Source organism: Pseudomonas sp. B21-012 (assembly GCF_024749305.1).
Lineage (GTDB): Bacteria > Pseudomonadota > Gammaproteobacteria > Pseudomonadales > Pseudomonadaceae > Aquipseudomonas.
This window is the reverse complement of record NZ_CP087197.1, coordinates 869,396-883,615: the sequence shown is the minus strand read 5'-3', so window position 1 is coordinate 883,615 and position 14,220 is coordinate 869,396. Positions and strand designations below refer to the sequence as shown.

The 14,220-nt window shown below is 63.0% G+C and carries 18 protein-coding genes, 1 pseudogene and 1 riboswitch; of the genes and pseudogenes, 11 read left to right on the top strand and 8 right to left on the bottom strand.

Features of this window, described 5'->3' with window-relative positions; genetic code table 11:
* Positions 1-32 precede the first annotated feature (32 nt).
* From LOY37_RS03940 to LOY37_RS03920, 5 genes are all read left to right on the top strand, one after another.
* Positions 33-611 carry an NAD(P)H-dependent oxidoreductase gene (locus LOY37_RS03940; RefSeq protein WP_258716335.1) on the top strand — a complete coding sequence of 193 codons (579 nt, stop codon included), beginning with the start codon at positions 33-35 and terminating at the stop codon, positions 609-611.
* A 12-nt stretch (positions 612-623) separates the two neighbouring features.
* A complete protein-coding gene (locus LOY37_RS03935; protein ID WP_045196033.1) occupies positions 624-992 on the top strand; it encodes a MerR family transcriptional regulator in 369 nt (122 codons plus the stop codon).
* Positions 993-1,012: 20 nt separating this feature from the next.
* Positions 1,013-1,975, top strand: coding sequence for a 2-hydroxyacid dehydrogenase (locus LOY37_RS03930; RefSeq protein WP_045196031.1), 963 nt, complete (start codon positions 1,013-1,015; stop codon positions 1,973-1,975).
* Between the two features lie 51 nt (positions 1,976-2,026).
* Positions 2,027-3,025 carry a class I SAM-dependent methyltransferase gene (locus tag LOY37_RS03925; RefSeq protein ID WP_258716334.1) on the top strand — a complete coding sequence of 333 codons (999 nt, stop codon included), beginning with the start codon at positions 2,027-2,029 and terminating at the stop codon, positions 3,023-3,025.
* A 39-nt stretch (positions 3,026-3,064) separates the two neighbouring features.
* A riboswitch (yybP-ykoY riboswitch) is annotated at positions 3,065-3,184 on the top strand.
* An 88-nt stretch (positions 3,185-3,272) separates the two neighbouring features.
* Complete coding sequence (locus LOY37_RS03920; protein ID WP_045196027.1) at positions 3,273-3,860, top strand: TMEM165/GDT1 family protein; 588 nt, start codon at positions 3,273-3,275, stop codon at positions 3,858-3,860.
* 63 nt (positions 3,861-3,923) lie between these two features.
* Here LOY37_RS03920 and LOY37_RS03915 read toward each other — a convergent pair whose 3' ends face one another.
* On the bottom strand, positions 3,924-4,739 hold the full coding sequence (locus LOY37_RS03915) for a M48 family metallopeptidase (RefSeq protein ID WP_045196578.1): 816 nt from the start codon (positions 4,737-4,739) through the stop codon (positions 3,924-3,926).
* Between the two features lie 155 nt (positions 4,740-4,894).
* Here LOY37_RS03915 and LOY37_RS27495 point away from each other — a divergent pair.
* A pseudogene (locus tag LOY37_RS27495) lies at positions 4,895-6,181 on the top strand (HAMP domain-containing protein); the annotation flags it as partial.
* A 12-nt stretch (positions 6,182-6,193) separates the two neighbouring features.
* Positions 6,194-7,036 (top strand): methyl-accepting chemotaxis protein, encoded by an 843-nt coding sequence (locus LOY37_RS27490; RefSeq protein ID WP_371128693.1) that lies wholly within the window; start codon positions 6,194-6,196, stop codon positions 7,034-7,036.
* Between the two features lie 58 nt (positions 7,037-7,094).
* Here the strand turns inward: LOY37_RS27490 and LOY37_RS03905 are convergent, their stop codons facing one another.
* Genes LOY37_RS03905 through LOY37_RS03895 form a run of 3 tightly spaced genes read right to left on the bottom strand, consistent with a single transcriptional unit; the run spans position 7,095 to position 8,173 of the window.
* Positions 7,095-7,718, bottom strand: a complete 624-nt coding sequence (locus LOY37_RS03905; protein ID WP_045196024.1) for an SOS response-associated peptidase — start codon at positions 7,716-7,718, stop codon at positions 7,095-7,097.
* Between the two features lie 12 nt (positions 7,719-7,730).
* Positions 7,731-7,991 (bottom strand): putative signal transducing protein, encoded by a 261-nt coding sequence (locus tag LOY37_RS03900; protein ID WP_038997143.1) that lies wholly within the window; start codon positions 7,989-7,991, stop codon positions 7,731-7,733.
* Positions 7,991-8,173 carry a CPXCG motif-containing cysteine-rich protein gene (locus LOY37_RS03895; protein WP_045196022.1) on the bottom strand — a complete coding sequence of 61 codons (183 nt, stop codon included), beginning with the start codon at positions 8,171-8,173 and terminating at the stop codon, positions 7,991-7,993. The genes LOY37_RS03900 and LOY37_RS03895 overlap by 1 nt, the downstream gene beginning before the upstream one ends.
* A 124-nt stretch (positions 8,174-8,297) precedes the next feature.
* Between LOY37_RS03895 and LOY37_RS03890 the strand changes: the two genes are divergently transcribed.
* Positions 8,298-9,461, top strand: a complete 1,164-nt coding sequence (locus tag LOY37_RS03890; RefSeq protein ID WP_045196020.1) for a 1-acyl-sn-glycerol-3-phosphate acyltransferase — start codon at positions 8,298-8,300, stop codon at positions 9,459-9,461.
* A gap of 48 nt (positions 9,462-9,509) precedes the next feature.
* On the opposite strand, the gene LOY37_RS03885 is transcribed toward LOY37_RS03890, so the two are convergent.
* The gene (locus LOY37_RS03885; RefSeq protein WP_045196018.1) at positions 9,510-9,770 is read right to left on the bottom strand and encodes a hypothetical protein; all 261 of its coding nucleotides are present in this window, start codon (positions 9,768-9,770) and stop codon (positions 9,510-9,512) included.
* Between the two features lie 169 nt (positions 9,771-9,939).
* Here LOY37_RS03885 and LOY37_RS03880 point away from each other — a divergent pair, with 169 nt between their 5' ends.
* Positions 9,940-10,146 carry a hypothetical protein gene (locus tag LOY37_RS03880; protein ID WP_045196016.1) on the top strand — a complete coding sequence of 69 codons (207 nt, stop codon included), beginning with the start codon at positions 9,940-9,942 and terminating at the stop codon, positions 10,144-10,146.
* A gap of 63 nt (positions 10,147-10,209) precedes the next feature.
* Here the strand turns inward: LOY37_RS03880 and LOY37_RS03875 are convergent, their stop codons facing one another.
* A complete protein-coding gene (locus tag LOY37_RS03875; protein WP_038997150.1) occupies positions 10,210-10,794 on the bottom strand; it encodes a YajG family lipoprotein in 585 nt (194 codons plus the stop codon).
* Positions 10,795-10,968: 174 nt separating this feature from the next.
* Between LOY37_RS03875 and LOY37_RS03870 the strand changes: the two genes are divergently transcribed.
* A complete protein-coding gene (locus LOY37_RS03870) occupies positions 10,969-11,202 on the top strand; it encodes a hypothetical protein (protein WP_045196014.1) in 234 nt (77 codons plus the stop codon).
* A 605-nt stretch (positions 11,203-11,807) separates the two neighbouring features.
* The gene (gene mqo, locus LOY37_RS03865; RefSeq protein ID WP_045196012.1) at positions 11,808-13,313 is read left to right on the top strand and encodes a malate dehydrogenase (quinone); all 1,506 of its coding nucleotides are present in this window, start codon (positions 11,808-11,810) and stop codon (positions 13,311-13,313) included.
* Between the two features lie 52 nt (positions 13,314-13,365).
* Here mqo and LOY37_RS03860 read toward each other — a convergent pair whose 3' ends face one another.
* Both LOY37_RS03860 and LOY37_RS03855 read right to left on the bottom strand, forming a co-directional pair.
* Positions 13,366-13,656, bottom strand: a complete 291-nt coding sequence (locus LOY37_RS03860; RefSeq protein WP_045196010.1) for a PA4642 family protein — start codon at positions 13,654-13,656, stop codon at positions 13,366-13,368.
* A gap of 70 nt (positions 13,657-13,726) precedes the next feature.
* Complete coding sequence (locus LOY37_RS03855) at positions 13,727-14,194, bottom strand: hypothetical protein (protein ID WP_045196008.1); 468 nt, start codon at positions 14,192-14,194, stop codon at positions 13,727-13,729.
* Positions 14,195-14,220 lie beyond the last annotated feature (26 nt).

The following is a 14,220-nucleotide window of genomic DNA, read 5'->3' as shown; positions in this document are numbered from 1 at the left end:
GCCTCAGCGCTTTGCCCCTGGAACTGCCTTCGATGAGCAAACGAATCCTGGTGATACTCGGCCACCCTTCGCGTAACAGTTTCTGCGCAGCACTGAGCGACAGCTACATCAGCAGTGCCCGCGACAAAGGCCATGAAGTCTGCCTGCTGGAGCTCGGCGAGCTGGCCTTCGACCCGATCCTGCGCGAGGGTTATCAACAGGTACAAGCTTTGGAGCCCGACCTGCTGCACGCCCAGCAGCTGATCAGCTGGGCCGAGCACCTGGTGCTGGTCTTCCCGGTCTGGTGGGGCGGGATTCCGGCGCTGCTCAAGGGCTTTCTCGATCGCATCCTGCTGCCCGGCTTTGCCTTCAAGTACCGCAACAACTCGCCCTTCCCCGAACAGTTGCTCAAGGGCCTCAGCGCCGACCTGCTGGTGAGCATGGACACCCCGCCCTGGTACTACCGCTGGGTCTACCGCATGCCGGCGCTGCAGCAGATGCGCCGCACTACCCTGGGCTTCTGTGGAATCAGGACGCAAAAGACGTTAACGTTTGGCCCCATCATCAGCTCGAGCGCAGGCCAGCGCGATGCCTGGCTGCAGCAGGCGCGCAGGCTGGCTCACCGGCACTAACAAGGACGTTCGATGTACATCGGCAAAGCCGCGCAGCTGTCCGGGGCAACCATCAAAAGCATTCGCCATTATGAGCGCATCGGCCTGCTGCCGGCGCCCAGGCGCCAGGGCCGTTATCGCCTGTATGACCAACACAGCGTCGCCCTGCTGAGCCTGATCAAGTGCGCGCAAAAGCTCGGCTTCAGCCTCAAGGAGATGCAAGCGCTGGTGAGTGATGATCAGGCCGGCTTGCCGATCGAGCGGGTGCGCCAGGCGATTGCCGGCAAAAGCGCCCAGCTGCAGGCGCAGATCCAGGCACTGCAGCAGCAACAGCAAGGCCTGCTTGAACTGCAAAGCAGCCTTGAGCACAGCCATTACGATTGCTTCGCCTACAACGCTTGAGCCCTTACTGGAGCCACCCTATGTCCATCTCCCGTCGCGCCGTGTTTCTCGACCATAGCTCCCTGGACCTCGGTGACCTGGCGCTGGATCGCCTCAAGGCCTGTTTCGATGAGCTGCAGCTCTATCCGGCCAGCGCCCCCGGGCAGGTCGCCGAACGCCTGCAGGGCGCCAGCGTGGCGATCAGTAACAAGGTCATGATCGACGCCGCCACCCTCGCCGCCTGCCCCGAGCTGAAGCTGATTCTGGTGGCCGCCACCGGCACCAACAATGTCGACCTGCAGGCCGCCCGCGCCCAGGGCGTGGTGGTCAGCAACTGCCAGGGCTACGGCACGCCGTCGGTGGCCCAGCACACCCTGGCTTTGCTGTTGGCCCTGGCCACGCGCCTGAGCGACTATCAAAAGGCTGTCGCCAACGGCCAGTGGGGCCAGGCCAAACAGTTCTGCCTGCTGGACTTCCCCATCGTCGAGCTTGAGGGCAAGACCCTCGGCCTGCTCGGCCATGGCGAGCTGGGTGGCGCCGTAGCACGCCTGGCCGAAGCCTTCGGCATGCGCGTACTGCTTGGCCAGTTGCCCGGACGCCCGCCCCGCGAAGACCGAATTGCGCTGGATGAGCTGCTGCCGCAGGTCGACGCGCTGACCCTGCACTGCCCGCTCAACGAGCACACCCGCAACCTGATCGGCGCCCGTCAACTGGCCCTGCTCAAGCCCGGCGCCTTTGTGATCAACACCGCCCGCGGCGGCCTGATCGACGAGCAGGCCCTGGCCGATGCCCTGCGCGCCGGCCACCTGGGCGGCGCGGCTACCGACGTGCTGAGTGTCGAACCACCGGTCAACGGCAACCCGCTGCTGGCGGCCGATATCCCGCGGCTGATCGTCACCCCGCACAGCGCCTGGGGCGCGGTCGAGTCACGCCAGCGTATCGTCGAGCAATTGAGCGAGAACGCCGAGGCGTTTTTTGCCGGCAGCCCGCGCCGCCAGGTCTAAGCCCGGCCAGGCTCTGGTAAACTGCGCCACTTTTTTCAGGAGTCGCCGTCCATGGACCCGCGCAGTGAAGTGTTGCTTCGTCAGGCCGATCTTTTCCAGGGCTCGCTGTTGCTGGCCGGTTTGCCTGCCGACGACCTGCTCGGCAAGTTGCCTGCGGCCCATGGCTGGAGCTGGCACGCCGGCGACCAGGCGGCGCTCGGGGCACGCTTCGCCGGGCGCAGCCACTTCGATGTAAACGCACCGGCCCAGGCTTTCGACGCCGCCGTGCTGTTCTTGCCCAAATCCCGGGACCTGGCCAATTACCTGCTCAACGCCCTGGCCTCGCGCCTGGCCGGTCGCCAGCTGTACCTGGTCGGCGAGAAACGCGGCGGCATCGAAGGCGCGGCCAAACAACTGCACGCCTTCGGCAAGCCGCGCAAACTCGACAGCGCCCGCCATTGCCAGCTGTGGCAGGTCACCGTCGAGCACGCCCCTGAAGCCAGGCCGCTGGAAAGCCTGGCCGAGCATTTCCAGCTGGAGCTGGCCGATGGCCCGCTGCAGATCGTCAGCCTGCCGGGCGTATTCAGCCATGGGCGCCTGGATCGCGGCAGCGCCCTGCTGCTGGAAAACCTCGACCAGCTGCCAACCGGCCACGTGCTGGATTTTGGCTGTGGCGCGGGTGTTCTCGGGGCGGCGATCAAACGCCGTTATCCGCAAAACCGCATCACCCTGCTTGATGTCGACGCCTTTGCCGTGGCCAGCAGCCGCCTGACCCTGGCCGCCAATGGTCTGGAAGGCGAGGTGATCTGCGGCGACGGCATCGATGCCGCGCCGCGCGAGCTGGACGTGATCATCAGCAACCCGCCGTTCCACACAGGTGTTCACACCAATTACCAGGCCTCGGAAAACCTGCTGCGAAAATCAGCCGATCATCTGAAAAAAGGCGGCGAAATGCGATTGGTGGCAAATAGCTTCCTGCGCTATCAGCCGCTGATCGAAGCGGCCCTGGGCAACTGCCGGATCCGCGACGAGGGCCAAGGCTTTCGCATCTACCAGGCAACACGCGGTTAAAAAGAGCGCTTGCCGAAACGGATTTGCCTAGGCAGAATCCGCTCCGTCCTAGGGGAGTAGTCTCCCGCGAGCACCCAGCTCGCCCGGTACGCGTCAACATACTTGGTCCACAGACCATGGCGCGTGCGACCCACGGTCCGCACAGACGGACCCAGGGTTTGACAAGACCTATGACACGAACACCTTACCCGGGGCGGGAAGGCTGTACGTGTCATAGCCGTGTCGACCCGCCCCCGTAGGAATCCTGATGCTGGAATCATTGCTCGTCCCCACCGCGATCGTGGCCCTCGCCGAAATTGGCGACAAAACCCAATTGCTCGCGCTGATCCTTGCCGCGCGCTTTCGCAAGCCCTGGCCGATCATCGCCGGTATCATTGCCGCTACCCTGGCCAACCATGCCGCGGCCGGTGCCGTCGGCGCCTGGTTCAGCACCTTCTTCTCCGCCGCCACCCTGCACTGGATTCTCGCCGCAAGCTTTGCCGCCACGGCACTGTGGACGCTGATCCCGGACAAGATGGACGATGACGAAGCCAGCACCGCACGGCGCTTCGGCCCGTTCCTGACCACCCTGATCGCGTTCTTCATCGCGGAAATCGGCGACAAGACCCAGGTCGCCACGGTGATGCTGGCGGCGCAGTATCCGCACCTGATCATGGTCATTATCGGTACCACCCTGGGCATGCTGATTGCCAACGTGCCGGTGGTATTGGCGGGTAATTTTGCTGCAGAGAAACTGCCACTGACCCTGATCCGCCGCCTGGCGTCGGCTGCATTCTTCGTCCTGGCCGCGGTGGCGGTGTATTCGGCGATGCAGGTCAGTGGCTGGATCGGCTGAATACAATCGCAGGTCAAGCCCGCTCCTACAGTGGCCTGTGGGAGCGGGCATGACCTGCGATTTTTACTTGCGGGCCTGCTCGTACAACGGCATCACCTTCGGAATCGCCGCCTGCAACGAAGCCTGACGGCTGGCCGATGCCGGGTGAGTGCTCATGAACTCCGGCTGCGAGCCACCCGAGGCCTGGGCCATCTTGTCCCACAGGCTGATCGCCGCATTCGGGTTGTAGCCGGCGCGGGCGGCCAGCTCCAGGCCGATCAGGTCGGCTTCGTTCTCGTTGGCGCGGCTGTTGGGCAGGGTCATGCTGTACTGCACCACCGTGTCGGCGATCGCCATGCTGTCCTGGCCCAGGCCCAGCAGGGCACCGGCGCCTTGGCGAGCCATCTGCACGCCATAGGCCTTGGACATCGCCTCACGACCATGCTCACGCAGGGCGTGGGCGATTTCATGGCCCATGACCGCAGCGAGCTCGTCGTCGGTCAGCTTGAGTTTTTCGATCAAGCCGCTGTAGACGAAGATCTTGCCACCCGGGCCGCAGTTGGCGTTGAGCTCGTCGCTCTTGATCAGGTTGACTTCCCAGTTCCACTGCGCCGAGTCCGGGCGGAACTGCGGGGCCTGGGCAATCAGGCGGTCAGCGATCAATTGCACGCGCTTGGCGTTGTTGCTGGTCTTGTCGAGCACACCCTTGCTGGATGCCTCGCCCAGGGTTTGCTGGTAGGACTGGGCATACATCTGGTTGACCTCATCGGTCGACAGCATGCTGAACATGTATTGCTTACGCTCGACACCCACGGCGCCGCCGCTGGTGGTGTTCACCGCCTGGCAGCCAGCGAGCAGGACGCTGGCGCTCAATGCACCGATTACAAATGACTTACGCATGAAAACACTCCCTTCGAACATGCCGCGTATCCTAGGCCGACTCCGTTGAGCCCGCCATATCCCTGACGAAGAATTCTCCAGACGGTGCTCATGCTTTCGCCCGGCCGGGCCGATAACGCAAGGCAGACGCCTTTCCTTGCGCTTGGAGCCCCCTCATGAAGTTCCGGTCGATCCAGTTTTCCGTCGCCGCCCTGGCCGGCGCCATTGTCCTGAGCATTGTCGCCGCCCTGGTGCTGTACGCCGTGTATTCCGGCGAACGTACCCAGGAGCTGGTGCAAAGCCGCACCCAGCAGCAGTTCGAGGCGGTGATCGAGCAGCGCCTGACCGCCCTGGCGCGAACCCAGGTCAGCGAGATCCAGCGCGGCCTGGAAGCACCGCTACTGATTGCCAGGGGCCTGGCTACCAGCAACGCCATGCTCGGCATGCAGGACGCCAGCGGCAATCCGCTGCTGAAGATCGAGCGCCAGCAAATGATCGCCCTGCTCAAGCAGACAGCACTGACCAACCCACTGATCCTCGGCACCTACCTGGGCTGGGAAAGTAACGCCCTGGACCGCGACGACGCGCGCTTCGTCGGCACCTCGATCACCGGTATCGACAGCGCCAGCGGGCGCTTTCTGCCCTGGTGGTTCCGCAACGAAGACGGCAGCCTGGGCCTGGACAAACTGGCCGACGTCAACGACCAGACCGTCCTCGCCACCGGCGTGCGCGCCAGTGAGTACTACCTGTGCCCGCGGGAATCAAAGAAAGCCTGCGTGATCGACCCGGCACCTTACAAGGTAGGCGACAAAGTGGTGATGCTCGCCTCGTTCGTCGAGCCGATCATGATCGACGGCACGTTCCAGGGCATTGCCGGCGCCGACCTGTCGGTGAACTTCATCCAGGAACTGCTCAATACCGCCGACCGCCAGCTCTATGACGGTGCCGGCGAGCTGGCACTGGTGTCCGGCAACGGCCGCCTGGTGGCCTTTACCAAAGACCCGAGCAAGTTCGGCGAAAAAGCCAGCGACGTCCTCGACGCCAATGCCGCCGCCACCCTGGCGCAACTGAGCGGCGAGAACCTGCACTACGAAGTCGACCAGGGCGCAGGCCGCATCGAGCTGTACTTGCCGTTCAAGATCGCCAATACCGACGCGCGCTGGACCCTGCTGCTGGAACTGCCGATCAGCGCAGTGATGGCCGATGTGCAGAAGTTGCAAAGCGACCTCAGCGACCAGCGCCGCACCGACATCACCGGCATGACCGTGGTCGGCCTGGGTATCGCCGCCCTTGGCCTGCTGGTGATCTGGCTGCTGGCCCACGGCATTGCCCGGCCACTGCGGCAGATGGTGGCGATGCTCGATGACATCGCCCAGGGCGAAGGCGACCTGACCCGCCGCCTGAGCAGCGACCGCGCCGACGAACTGGGCTCGATCGCCAAGGGCTTCAACACCTTCCTGAGCAAGCTGCAGGCGATGATCAGCCAGGTGGTGGCCTCGGTGCAGAAGGTCAGCGACTCCTCCGAACACACCGCCGACATCGCCATTCGCACCAACCAGGGTGTACACAAACAAATGGCCGAGATCGACCTGGTGGCCACCGCCGTGCACGAAATGACCGCTACCGCCCAGGACGTCGCGCGCAACGCCACCCATGCCGCCCAGGCCGCCAGCAATGCCGACCAGGCCGCACACCAGGGCCTGGCGATCGTGCGCGATACTTCCAGTTCGATCAGCGCCCTGGCCGAGGAAATCGGTCGAGCAGTGGGTGTGGTGCAGAACCTGGCGCGCGACAGCGAAAACATCAACGCCATCCTCACCGCCATCCGCGCGATTGCCGAGCAGACCAACCTGCTGGCGCTTAACGCCGCCATCGAGGCCGCTCGCGCCGGTGAGCAGGGCCGTGGTTTTGCCGTGGTCGCTGATGAAGTGCGCAACCTGGCGCAGAAAACCCAGCAGGCCACCGAAGAAATCCAGCAGATGATCCAGCAACTGCAGCAAGGTACCCGCGATGTGGTGCGGGTCATGGAAGACAGCCAGGGCAAGACCGACGACAGCGTGCAGCAAGCCGCGCGCGCTGCCCAGGCGCTGGAAAGCATTACCCAGGCAGTGTCGGTGATCAACGACATGAACACGCAGATTGCCAGTGCTGCCGAAGAGCAGAGCGCGGTGGCCGAAGACATCAACCGTAACGTGATCAATATTGGCCAGGTGGCCAACGAGGTGGCTGGCGGGGCGGATGAGTCGAGTACCGCCAGCGCCGAGCTGACCAAGCTGGCCGAGCAACAGCGGCGCTTGATCAATCAGTTCAGGGTGTAAAGCCAGCCCCCACAGAGCAAAGGGTCAGCTGAGGGAGCGGGCTTGACCCGCGATGCTTTTAAGCCGGGGTCAGACACTCCGGCCCATTGAGCTTGGGATCATTGACCATATTGGCCAGCACCCGCTCACGCAGCGGCGCCTGGCCGCCCGCCAGCAGCTCGTACAAGCGCGCCGGCGGGGTTTCGGGATCGAGCCAGGCAGCCTGCCCGGCCTCATCGAGAATCAGCGGCCGGCGCTGGTTCAGCGCCGCCTGGGTTACCACCGCGGTACTCAGCCAGACCTGATCCTGCACCGGATACGCTTCCCAGATCGCTGCAAAAAACAACGACGAGCCCTCCCCCGGCGTCAGCCAGTACGGCCGCTTGCGCTGGGTGCCGCGCCATTCGTAAAAGCCGTTGGCCGGTAGCAGGCAGCGACGCAGGCGAAACGCCTCACGGAACATCGGCTGTTCGGCCAGGGTTTCGGCGCGGGCGTGGGCCGGGGTGCGCGACAAGTCGGTGAGCCAGGCCGGGGTCAGCCCCCAGCGTGCCCGCGCCAGCTCCAGCTGGCCACCCTCGAGGCGGCGCTGGATCAGCACCGAGGCGCCGGGGGAGATATTCCATTGCGCCTGCTGGTCACTGGGAAATCCCGGCAGGGCAGCAAAGGCGGGAGACCAGCGAAACAGCGCATAACGTCCACACATGAGGGCAAAAACCTAGCAAATCAGGGTTCCGGGGATGTTCTCCGGTTCGTCGCCGGCAAGTGGCTGGGCGCTATTGTACGCGGCGATCAGCTCGCGTGCGCAGGCAGCCTGCTCATCGGCCACCGCCAAACCGAGCAAACCGTGCATCGGCAGGTCGCCCATGGCGCCCATCAGGTCGCGGCCGACCAGGTGCACTGTGATGCCTTCGCTGGCGAGCATGCCGATGAGCATTTGTGCTTCGAGCAGGCTTTCAGGGTCGTAGATTCGCTGCATCAGTCATTCTCACCATAAACGTCCAGCATCCATTCCTCGCCATGCACCTGCAGCACGAAACGGATCGGCTTGCAGCACACCTGACAGTCTTCGATGTACTCCTGATCACCGCCCGACAGGTCCACTGTCGTCTCGACTTCTTCACCACAATAAGGACAATCGTAAAGCGCTGTCTCCAGCATCGCGGCCTCCCGAGTGACTTGTGCGTATAATTGCCGGTCTATTTACAGGCCCTGAGTGTGTCTGAGCCGTTTTTCAGACCCCGGCCCTACCTATTACCCTAGCCGTTTCCAACAAGAGAGCATGATGGGCGAATTCGATGCCATCCGACCGTACGACGACGCTGAAGTCCCTGCCGTTCTGGCACGGCTGCTCAGCGACCCGGCATTCCTCGATATCCTCACCCACTTCCGCTTCCCGCGCATGGCCGGGGCCTTCGGCTGGCTGCTCAAGCCGCTGATCGCCCGGCGCCTGCGCAAAGAGTTTGCCGGGGTCACCTGCGTTTCGACCCTGCAGGACAAAGTCGAGTACTACGTCGACCATACCATCGAGCGGGCAACCGACGGCGTGACCTACACCGGCGTCGAGCAGCTCAAGGCCGGTACCGCCTACCTGTTCCTGGCCAACCACCGCGACATCGTCATGGACCCGGCCTTCGTCAACTATGCCGTGTACCACGCCGGCCTGCCGACCCCGCGCATCGCCATCGGCGACAACCTGCTGCAAAAACCGTTCGTCAGCGACATGATGCGCCTGAACAAGAGCTTCATCGTGCACCGCTCGATCACTGGCCGGCGGGAAAAGCTCGCGGCTTACCAGCTGCTGTCGGCCTACATCAACCATTCGATCCGTAACGACGGCCAGTCGATCTGGATCGCCCAGGCCGAAGGCCGGGCCAAGGATGGTGATGACCGTACCGATTCGGCAATCCTGAAAATGTTCCACATGAGCCGCAAGGACGAGCCGTTCGGCGCCGTGATCCAGTCGCTGAACCTGAGCCCGGTGTCGATCAGCTACGAGTACGACCCCTGCGACCAGGCCAAGGCCCGCGAGCTGTACATTCGCGCCACCACCGGCACCTACAGCAAGGCGCCGGGTGAAGACGACATCAGCATCGCCCAGGGCATCACCGGCTACAAAGGCCGCGTGCACATCAACTTTGCCCCGCCGGTGACGGAGTTCGTCGAGGACACCAAGCAACTGGCAGCAGAAATTGACCGGCAGATTCTGGCCGGCTACCGGTTGTTCCCGGTGCATTACCTGGCCTATGCGCAGTGGGCCGATGCCGACCCGGCGCTGGAGGTGCCAGCAGCGGCCAAGGTGTTTGCGGCCGATGAACTGGCCCGCGCCCAGGCCGAATGGCAGCGCCGCCTGGACGCCTGCCCGGCCGAACAGCGGCCGTACCTGGTGCAGCAGTACGCGATGCCGGTACGCAATCAGTACCGGGTCAAGGCGGGGTTGGCGTTGTAAATTTATCGCGGGTCAAGCCCGCTCCCACAATTAACTTGGGAGCAGGCTTCACACCCAGGTGCTGAACCAGGACAACAGCAAGGCCAGCGCCAGGAAGGCAAAGCCAAGAATGTAGTAGAAGCGGTTGATGCGCAGGCTCATGCCATCGATCACCGCTTCATCACCAGCCAGGCCCGCCAGGGTTTGCGCCGCGCGGCGGCGGGCACTGTGCAGCAGCAGGCCGCCCGGGCAGGTCAGCAACAGGGCCAGCAGATTGATCAGTTTGGCCGGATGGGCGGCGAACAACCCCCAGATCACTTGCAACGACATCGCAAAACCTCAAAAGAAGTACATCGATACTTTCGACTCGGCGGGCATTCTACCCAAGCGCCGTGCCCTTGCCTGTGCTTTGCGACAAATGACGATTAATTCCCGGCGTCACACGCTCGTCATCAAGACACGCCACTCTATCGGCCGTCGCCACTTACCGGAGCTTGTCATGCTGCACGCCGAAAACCAGGACCGCCTCTACCTGATCGCCCAGAGCGATGAGCAGCAGGCGTTGATCGACGGCCTGGCGTTCAACGTCCAGGACCGCCAATGGCTGGTGTACTGCGCCCTGGGCGGGCATGCCCATGAAGACCTGCCCGAGGTCGACGGCCCTACCGGCATCAGCGTGCTGGACTTCTACGTCGAAGCCGCCTGAACCTGCAAAAACACAAAAGCCCGATGCCTGCCATGCAGACATCGGGCTTTTTGCTGGTGAGGCTTATTCGCCGAGGATCTGGCCGATGGCCTGGTCCTTGAACAGGCGGGTCAGCGCATCGCTGAGCACATCACCCACCAGCTTGGTGTTGGTTTCCTGGTTCGGCGCCATGCCGAAGCGCTGGTCCAGCGACGCGCCGTAGCGGCCGCTGTAGCGACGGTTGGCGTTGGCCACGTCAGCCTTGAAGGTTGCGCCGATGGTGGCTTCGGTCACGTACATGCCTTCTTTGGGCGACTGGTACTTGAGCTCGGCCAGGGTCACGGTCAGCTGCGGCGCGTTGTAGGCGTTCGGCGTCGGGGTAAAGCCCAGCAGGCGCACAGCTGCTTCGGCCTGGGCCTGCAGTTTTGGCAGGATGTCGTTGCCGGTCACGGTGATGGCGCTGGTTTCAGGGTACAGGCCACCACGGGTGCCGAGGGTTTGCGAAGCGCGGCCATCGACCACCTTGACCACCACTGGCTGGCCATGACCGACCGGCGCCAGCTGGGCGTTGAGTTTCGGTTGCGGGCTGAGTTGTTGCGGGCTGTGGGCACAACCGGCCAGGGTCAGACTGGTCACCGCGATCAAACCGAACAACAAACGTTGCAACATGCTCATCTCTCCAGAATAGGCAGCAAAGGCCGCCAGTATAACCAGCACGGGGCAGCCCAGCTATCGGCGTGCCATTAGTGAATAAGACAGGCATCCCCGGGCCCGGTTCGCTGTCACAATCGTTTCATCACTGCCCGGTTATCCTAGGCTCAGTTCTTCACAGGGATACCCGCCATGTCCTCGCTCCTGGCCCTGCTGTTCAAACGCAACCCGCAACGCTGCTTCGCCCGCCTCGACGCCCACGGCCTTTGCCAGGCCTTCAAGCAGTGCGCGCAGGCCCCGGCGACCAGTGGCTGGGTGGAAATCAGCGAAATTCGCCTGGCCTGGCTCAACCGTCCGCTGCCCGCCAGCGCCCGTGTTTCAAAGCGTGTCAGTGGAAACTGGCTGCAACGCAGCCTCGCCGCCTGAGTTTTGCCTCAATAAAAGTCGCTAATAAAGAGCTTTTCTGCCCGCGACATCGCTATAATCTCCCCCCGATTATAAGGACGTCTCCTGATCGGGCCTCGCAGTACCGCCAATGCCCAGCATTGCGCATCCCCCGCACCGCCCACAGAGAGCCTTCCACACAGGTCTTGCACCAGCCAGTGTGCCTGCGTCATCCGGCCATCTGCTCTGCCTGAACCTGCCGGGTCTGCCATCGCGCAGCCCATTTTGAGGTTCACGTCTCCAAAAGAGCGTGAAAAAACGGGTTTTCACAACTTCACGAGAGTGTGGCGAGCAATGAACAGTCTGGCATGTGCAAAAGCACCTAAAGTGTCCCGAACAGCCCTGAACAGCTGGCAACAGCGCTCATTTGCAATGGGTGCCTGAAACCGGTCCATAACGCACGACGGATACCTTGACCATAAGTCGAATTGCCGCACCGGCTGTAAAATGCGTTCATAGGCAACGCAAAGCCCGGTTGGTGGTGTCCGCTGAAGTTGCAAAAACTGCGAATAATCGGACATGGCGATCCTGGCAAGCCGGGGATCCTATGCTGTCAATTTGGTGCTGAAGATTTTGGAGACGCGTTAATGGCGCAGAACGAAGCAGTCGATGTAGTACTGGTAGGGGCAGGCATCATGAGTGCCACCCTGGCCGTACTGCTCAAGGAACTCGACCCGGCGATCAAGCTGGAAGTCGTCGAGTTGATGGATTCGGGTGCCGCGGAAAGTTCCAACCCGTGGAACAACGCCGGGACCGGCCATGCCGGGCTGTGTGAACTGAACTACACGCCACAGGCCGCCGACGGCAGCATCGATATCAAGAAAGCGGTGCATATCAATACCCAGTTCGAGGTGTCCCGGCAGTTCTGGGCCTACCTGAGCAAAAAGGGTGCGTTCAGCTCGCCGCGGGCGTTCATCAACCCCGTGCCGCACCTGAGCTACGTCGAGGGCGAGAAGGGCATCAGCTTCCTCAAGAAGCGTTTCGAGATGCTCAAGCAGCACCACGCCTTCAGCGAAATGGAGTACACCGAAGACAAGGCGGTGATGAACGAGTGGATGCCGCTGATGATGCCGGGTCGCCCTGCCGACCAGCAGATCGCCGCCACCCGCGTCATGAAAGGCACCGACGTCAACTTCGGCGCGCTGACCAACAAGCTGCTCAAGCACCTGGCCAACGCCCCCGAAGCACAGGTCAAGTACTGCAAGAAAGTCACCGGCCTGCGCCGTAACGGCAGCGGCTGGACCGTCAGCATCAAGGACGTCAACAGCGGCAGCAGCCGTGAAGTCGATGCCCGCTTCGTGTTCCTCGGCGCCGGTGGCGCGGCCCTGCCGCTGCTGCAACTGTCGGGTATCGAAGAGAGCAAGGGCTTTGGCGGCTTCCCGGTCAGCGGCCAGTGGCTGCGGTGCGACAACCCGGAAGTGGTCAAGCGCCACCAGGCCAAGGTCTACAGCCAGGCCGCAGTAGGTTCGCCACCGATGTCGGTGCCGCACCTGGATACCCGCGTGGTCGACGGCAAGACCTCACTGCTGTTCGGCCCGTACGCAGGCTTCACCACCAAGTTCCTCAAGCACGGCTCGTTCCTCGACCTGCCGCTGTCGGTACGCATGGGCAACATCGGCCCGATGCTGGCCGTGGCCCGCGACAACATGGACCTGACCAAGTACCTGGTCAGCGAAGTGATGCAGTCGATGGAGCAGCGCCTGGATTCACTGCGCCGCTTCTACCCCGAGGCCAAGGCCGAGGACTGGCGCCTGGAAGTGGCTGGCCAGCGCGTGCAGATCATCAAGAAAGACCCGAAAAAAGGCGGCATCCTGCAGTTCGGTACCGAACTGGTTGCAGCCAAGGACGGCTCCCTGGCCGCCCTGCTCGGTGCTTCCCCTGGTGCTTCGGTAACCGTGTCGATCATGCTGGATCTGATCGAGCGCTGCTTCCCCGAGCAGGCCAAGGGCGCCTGGGCGGCCAAGCTCAAGGAAATTTTCCCGGCCCGGGAAAAGGTCCTGGCCACCGACGCGGCCCTGTACCACAAGATCAGTGCGTACAACGACGAGGCCCTGGGCCTGGTCGAAAGCAGCCCGGCGCAGAGCTACGCATAATCTGCCGGCATAAAAAAACGCCCTTCGGGGCGTTTTTTTATGGGCGCTGGTATCAGCCGCGAGCCTTGTCGATGATCTCGGTGTACTCGGGCGCATTGCGCTGATCCGCGATGGCTTCGACGAAGGTCTTACCGTGCTCGTCCTTGCCGTCCAGGTCATAGCCAGCCTCGACGAAGAAGCCGACATAGCGCTCGAAGTCATCGACGCGCAGGCCGCGGTAGCCCTTGATCAGCTTGTGATGCGAAGGCGAAGTTACGCCATCGGCCGGCTCGTATTGCAGGAACGACTTAATGTAGTCGTCACTGATCTCATCACCAATCACTTGCTTCTTGTCTTTACGCATTGCCGACTCCAACTGAACCATCACGGACATTTTCACGGGCCGGCAGTTTACCCCCGGGCAACGCCGGCACTCAACGCGCGCGTACGCTTCCGGTATGCAGATCGGCCCAGATGTGGCCATTGGGGTAGCTGAGGAACTGCACATAGACGGTATCGTTGCGCAGCAGGTCGAGCATCACCCGGTACTGGGCCAGCGGGTAGTTGAGTGTGAGGGTTTTGCTTTTGTCGTCGAACACCGGCTTTTTCAGGCTTTTGCTTTCGGCATCGAAGCTGACCAGTACCTGGCTGATGGTCGCGCCCTTGCTCAGCGGCTTGCCCTTGAGGCGCAGAATCAACGGTGAGGTGACCGGAATCGGTTGCTGGTTGGACTGGCGCTGGTTGCCCACTACCACCGAATAGCTGGTGACCTGCAGCAACTGCTGCGAATCGGCAACTTCCTTGCGCAGCCCGAGGTCGTCGGGCGGCAGGAACTGGCTGTGCAGGGGCGCCGCGGCCAGCGGCATGCTCAGCAGGAACAGCAGGGGGAAAATCGCACGCATGTCAGGCTCCTTGGGGGCAGCCTGGC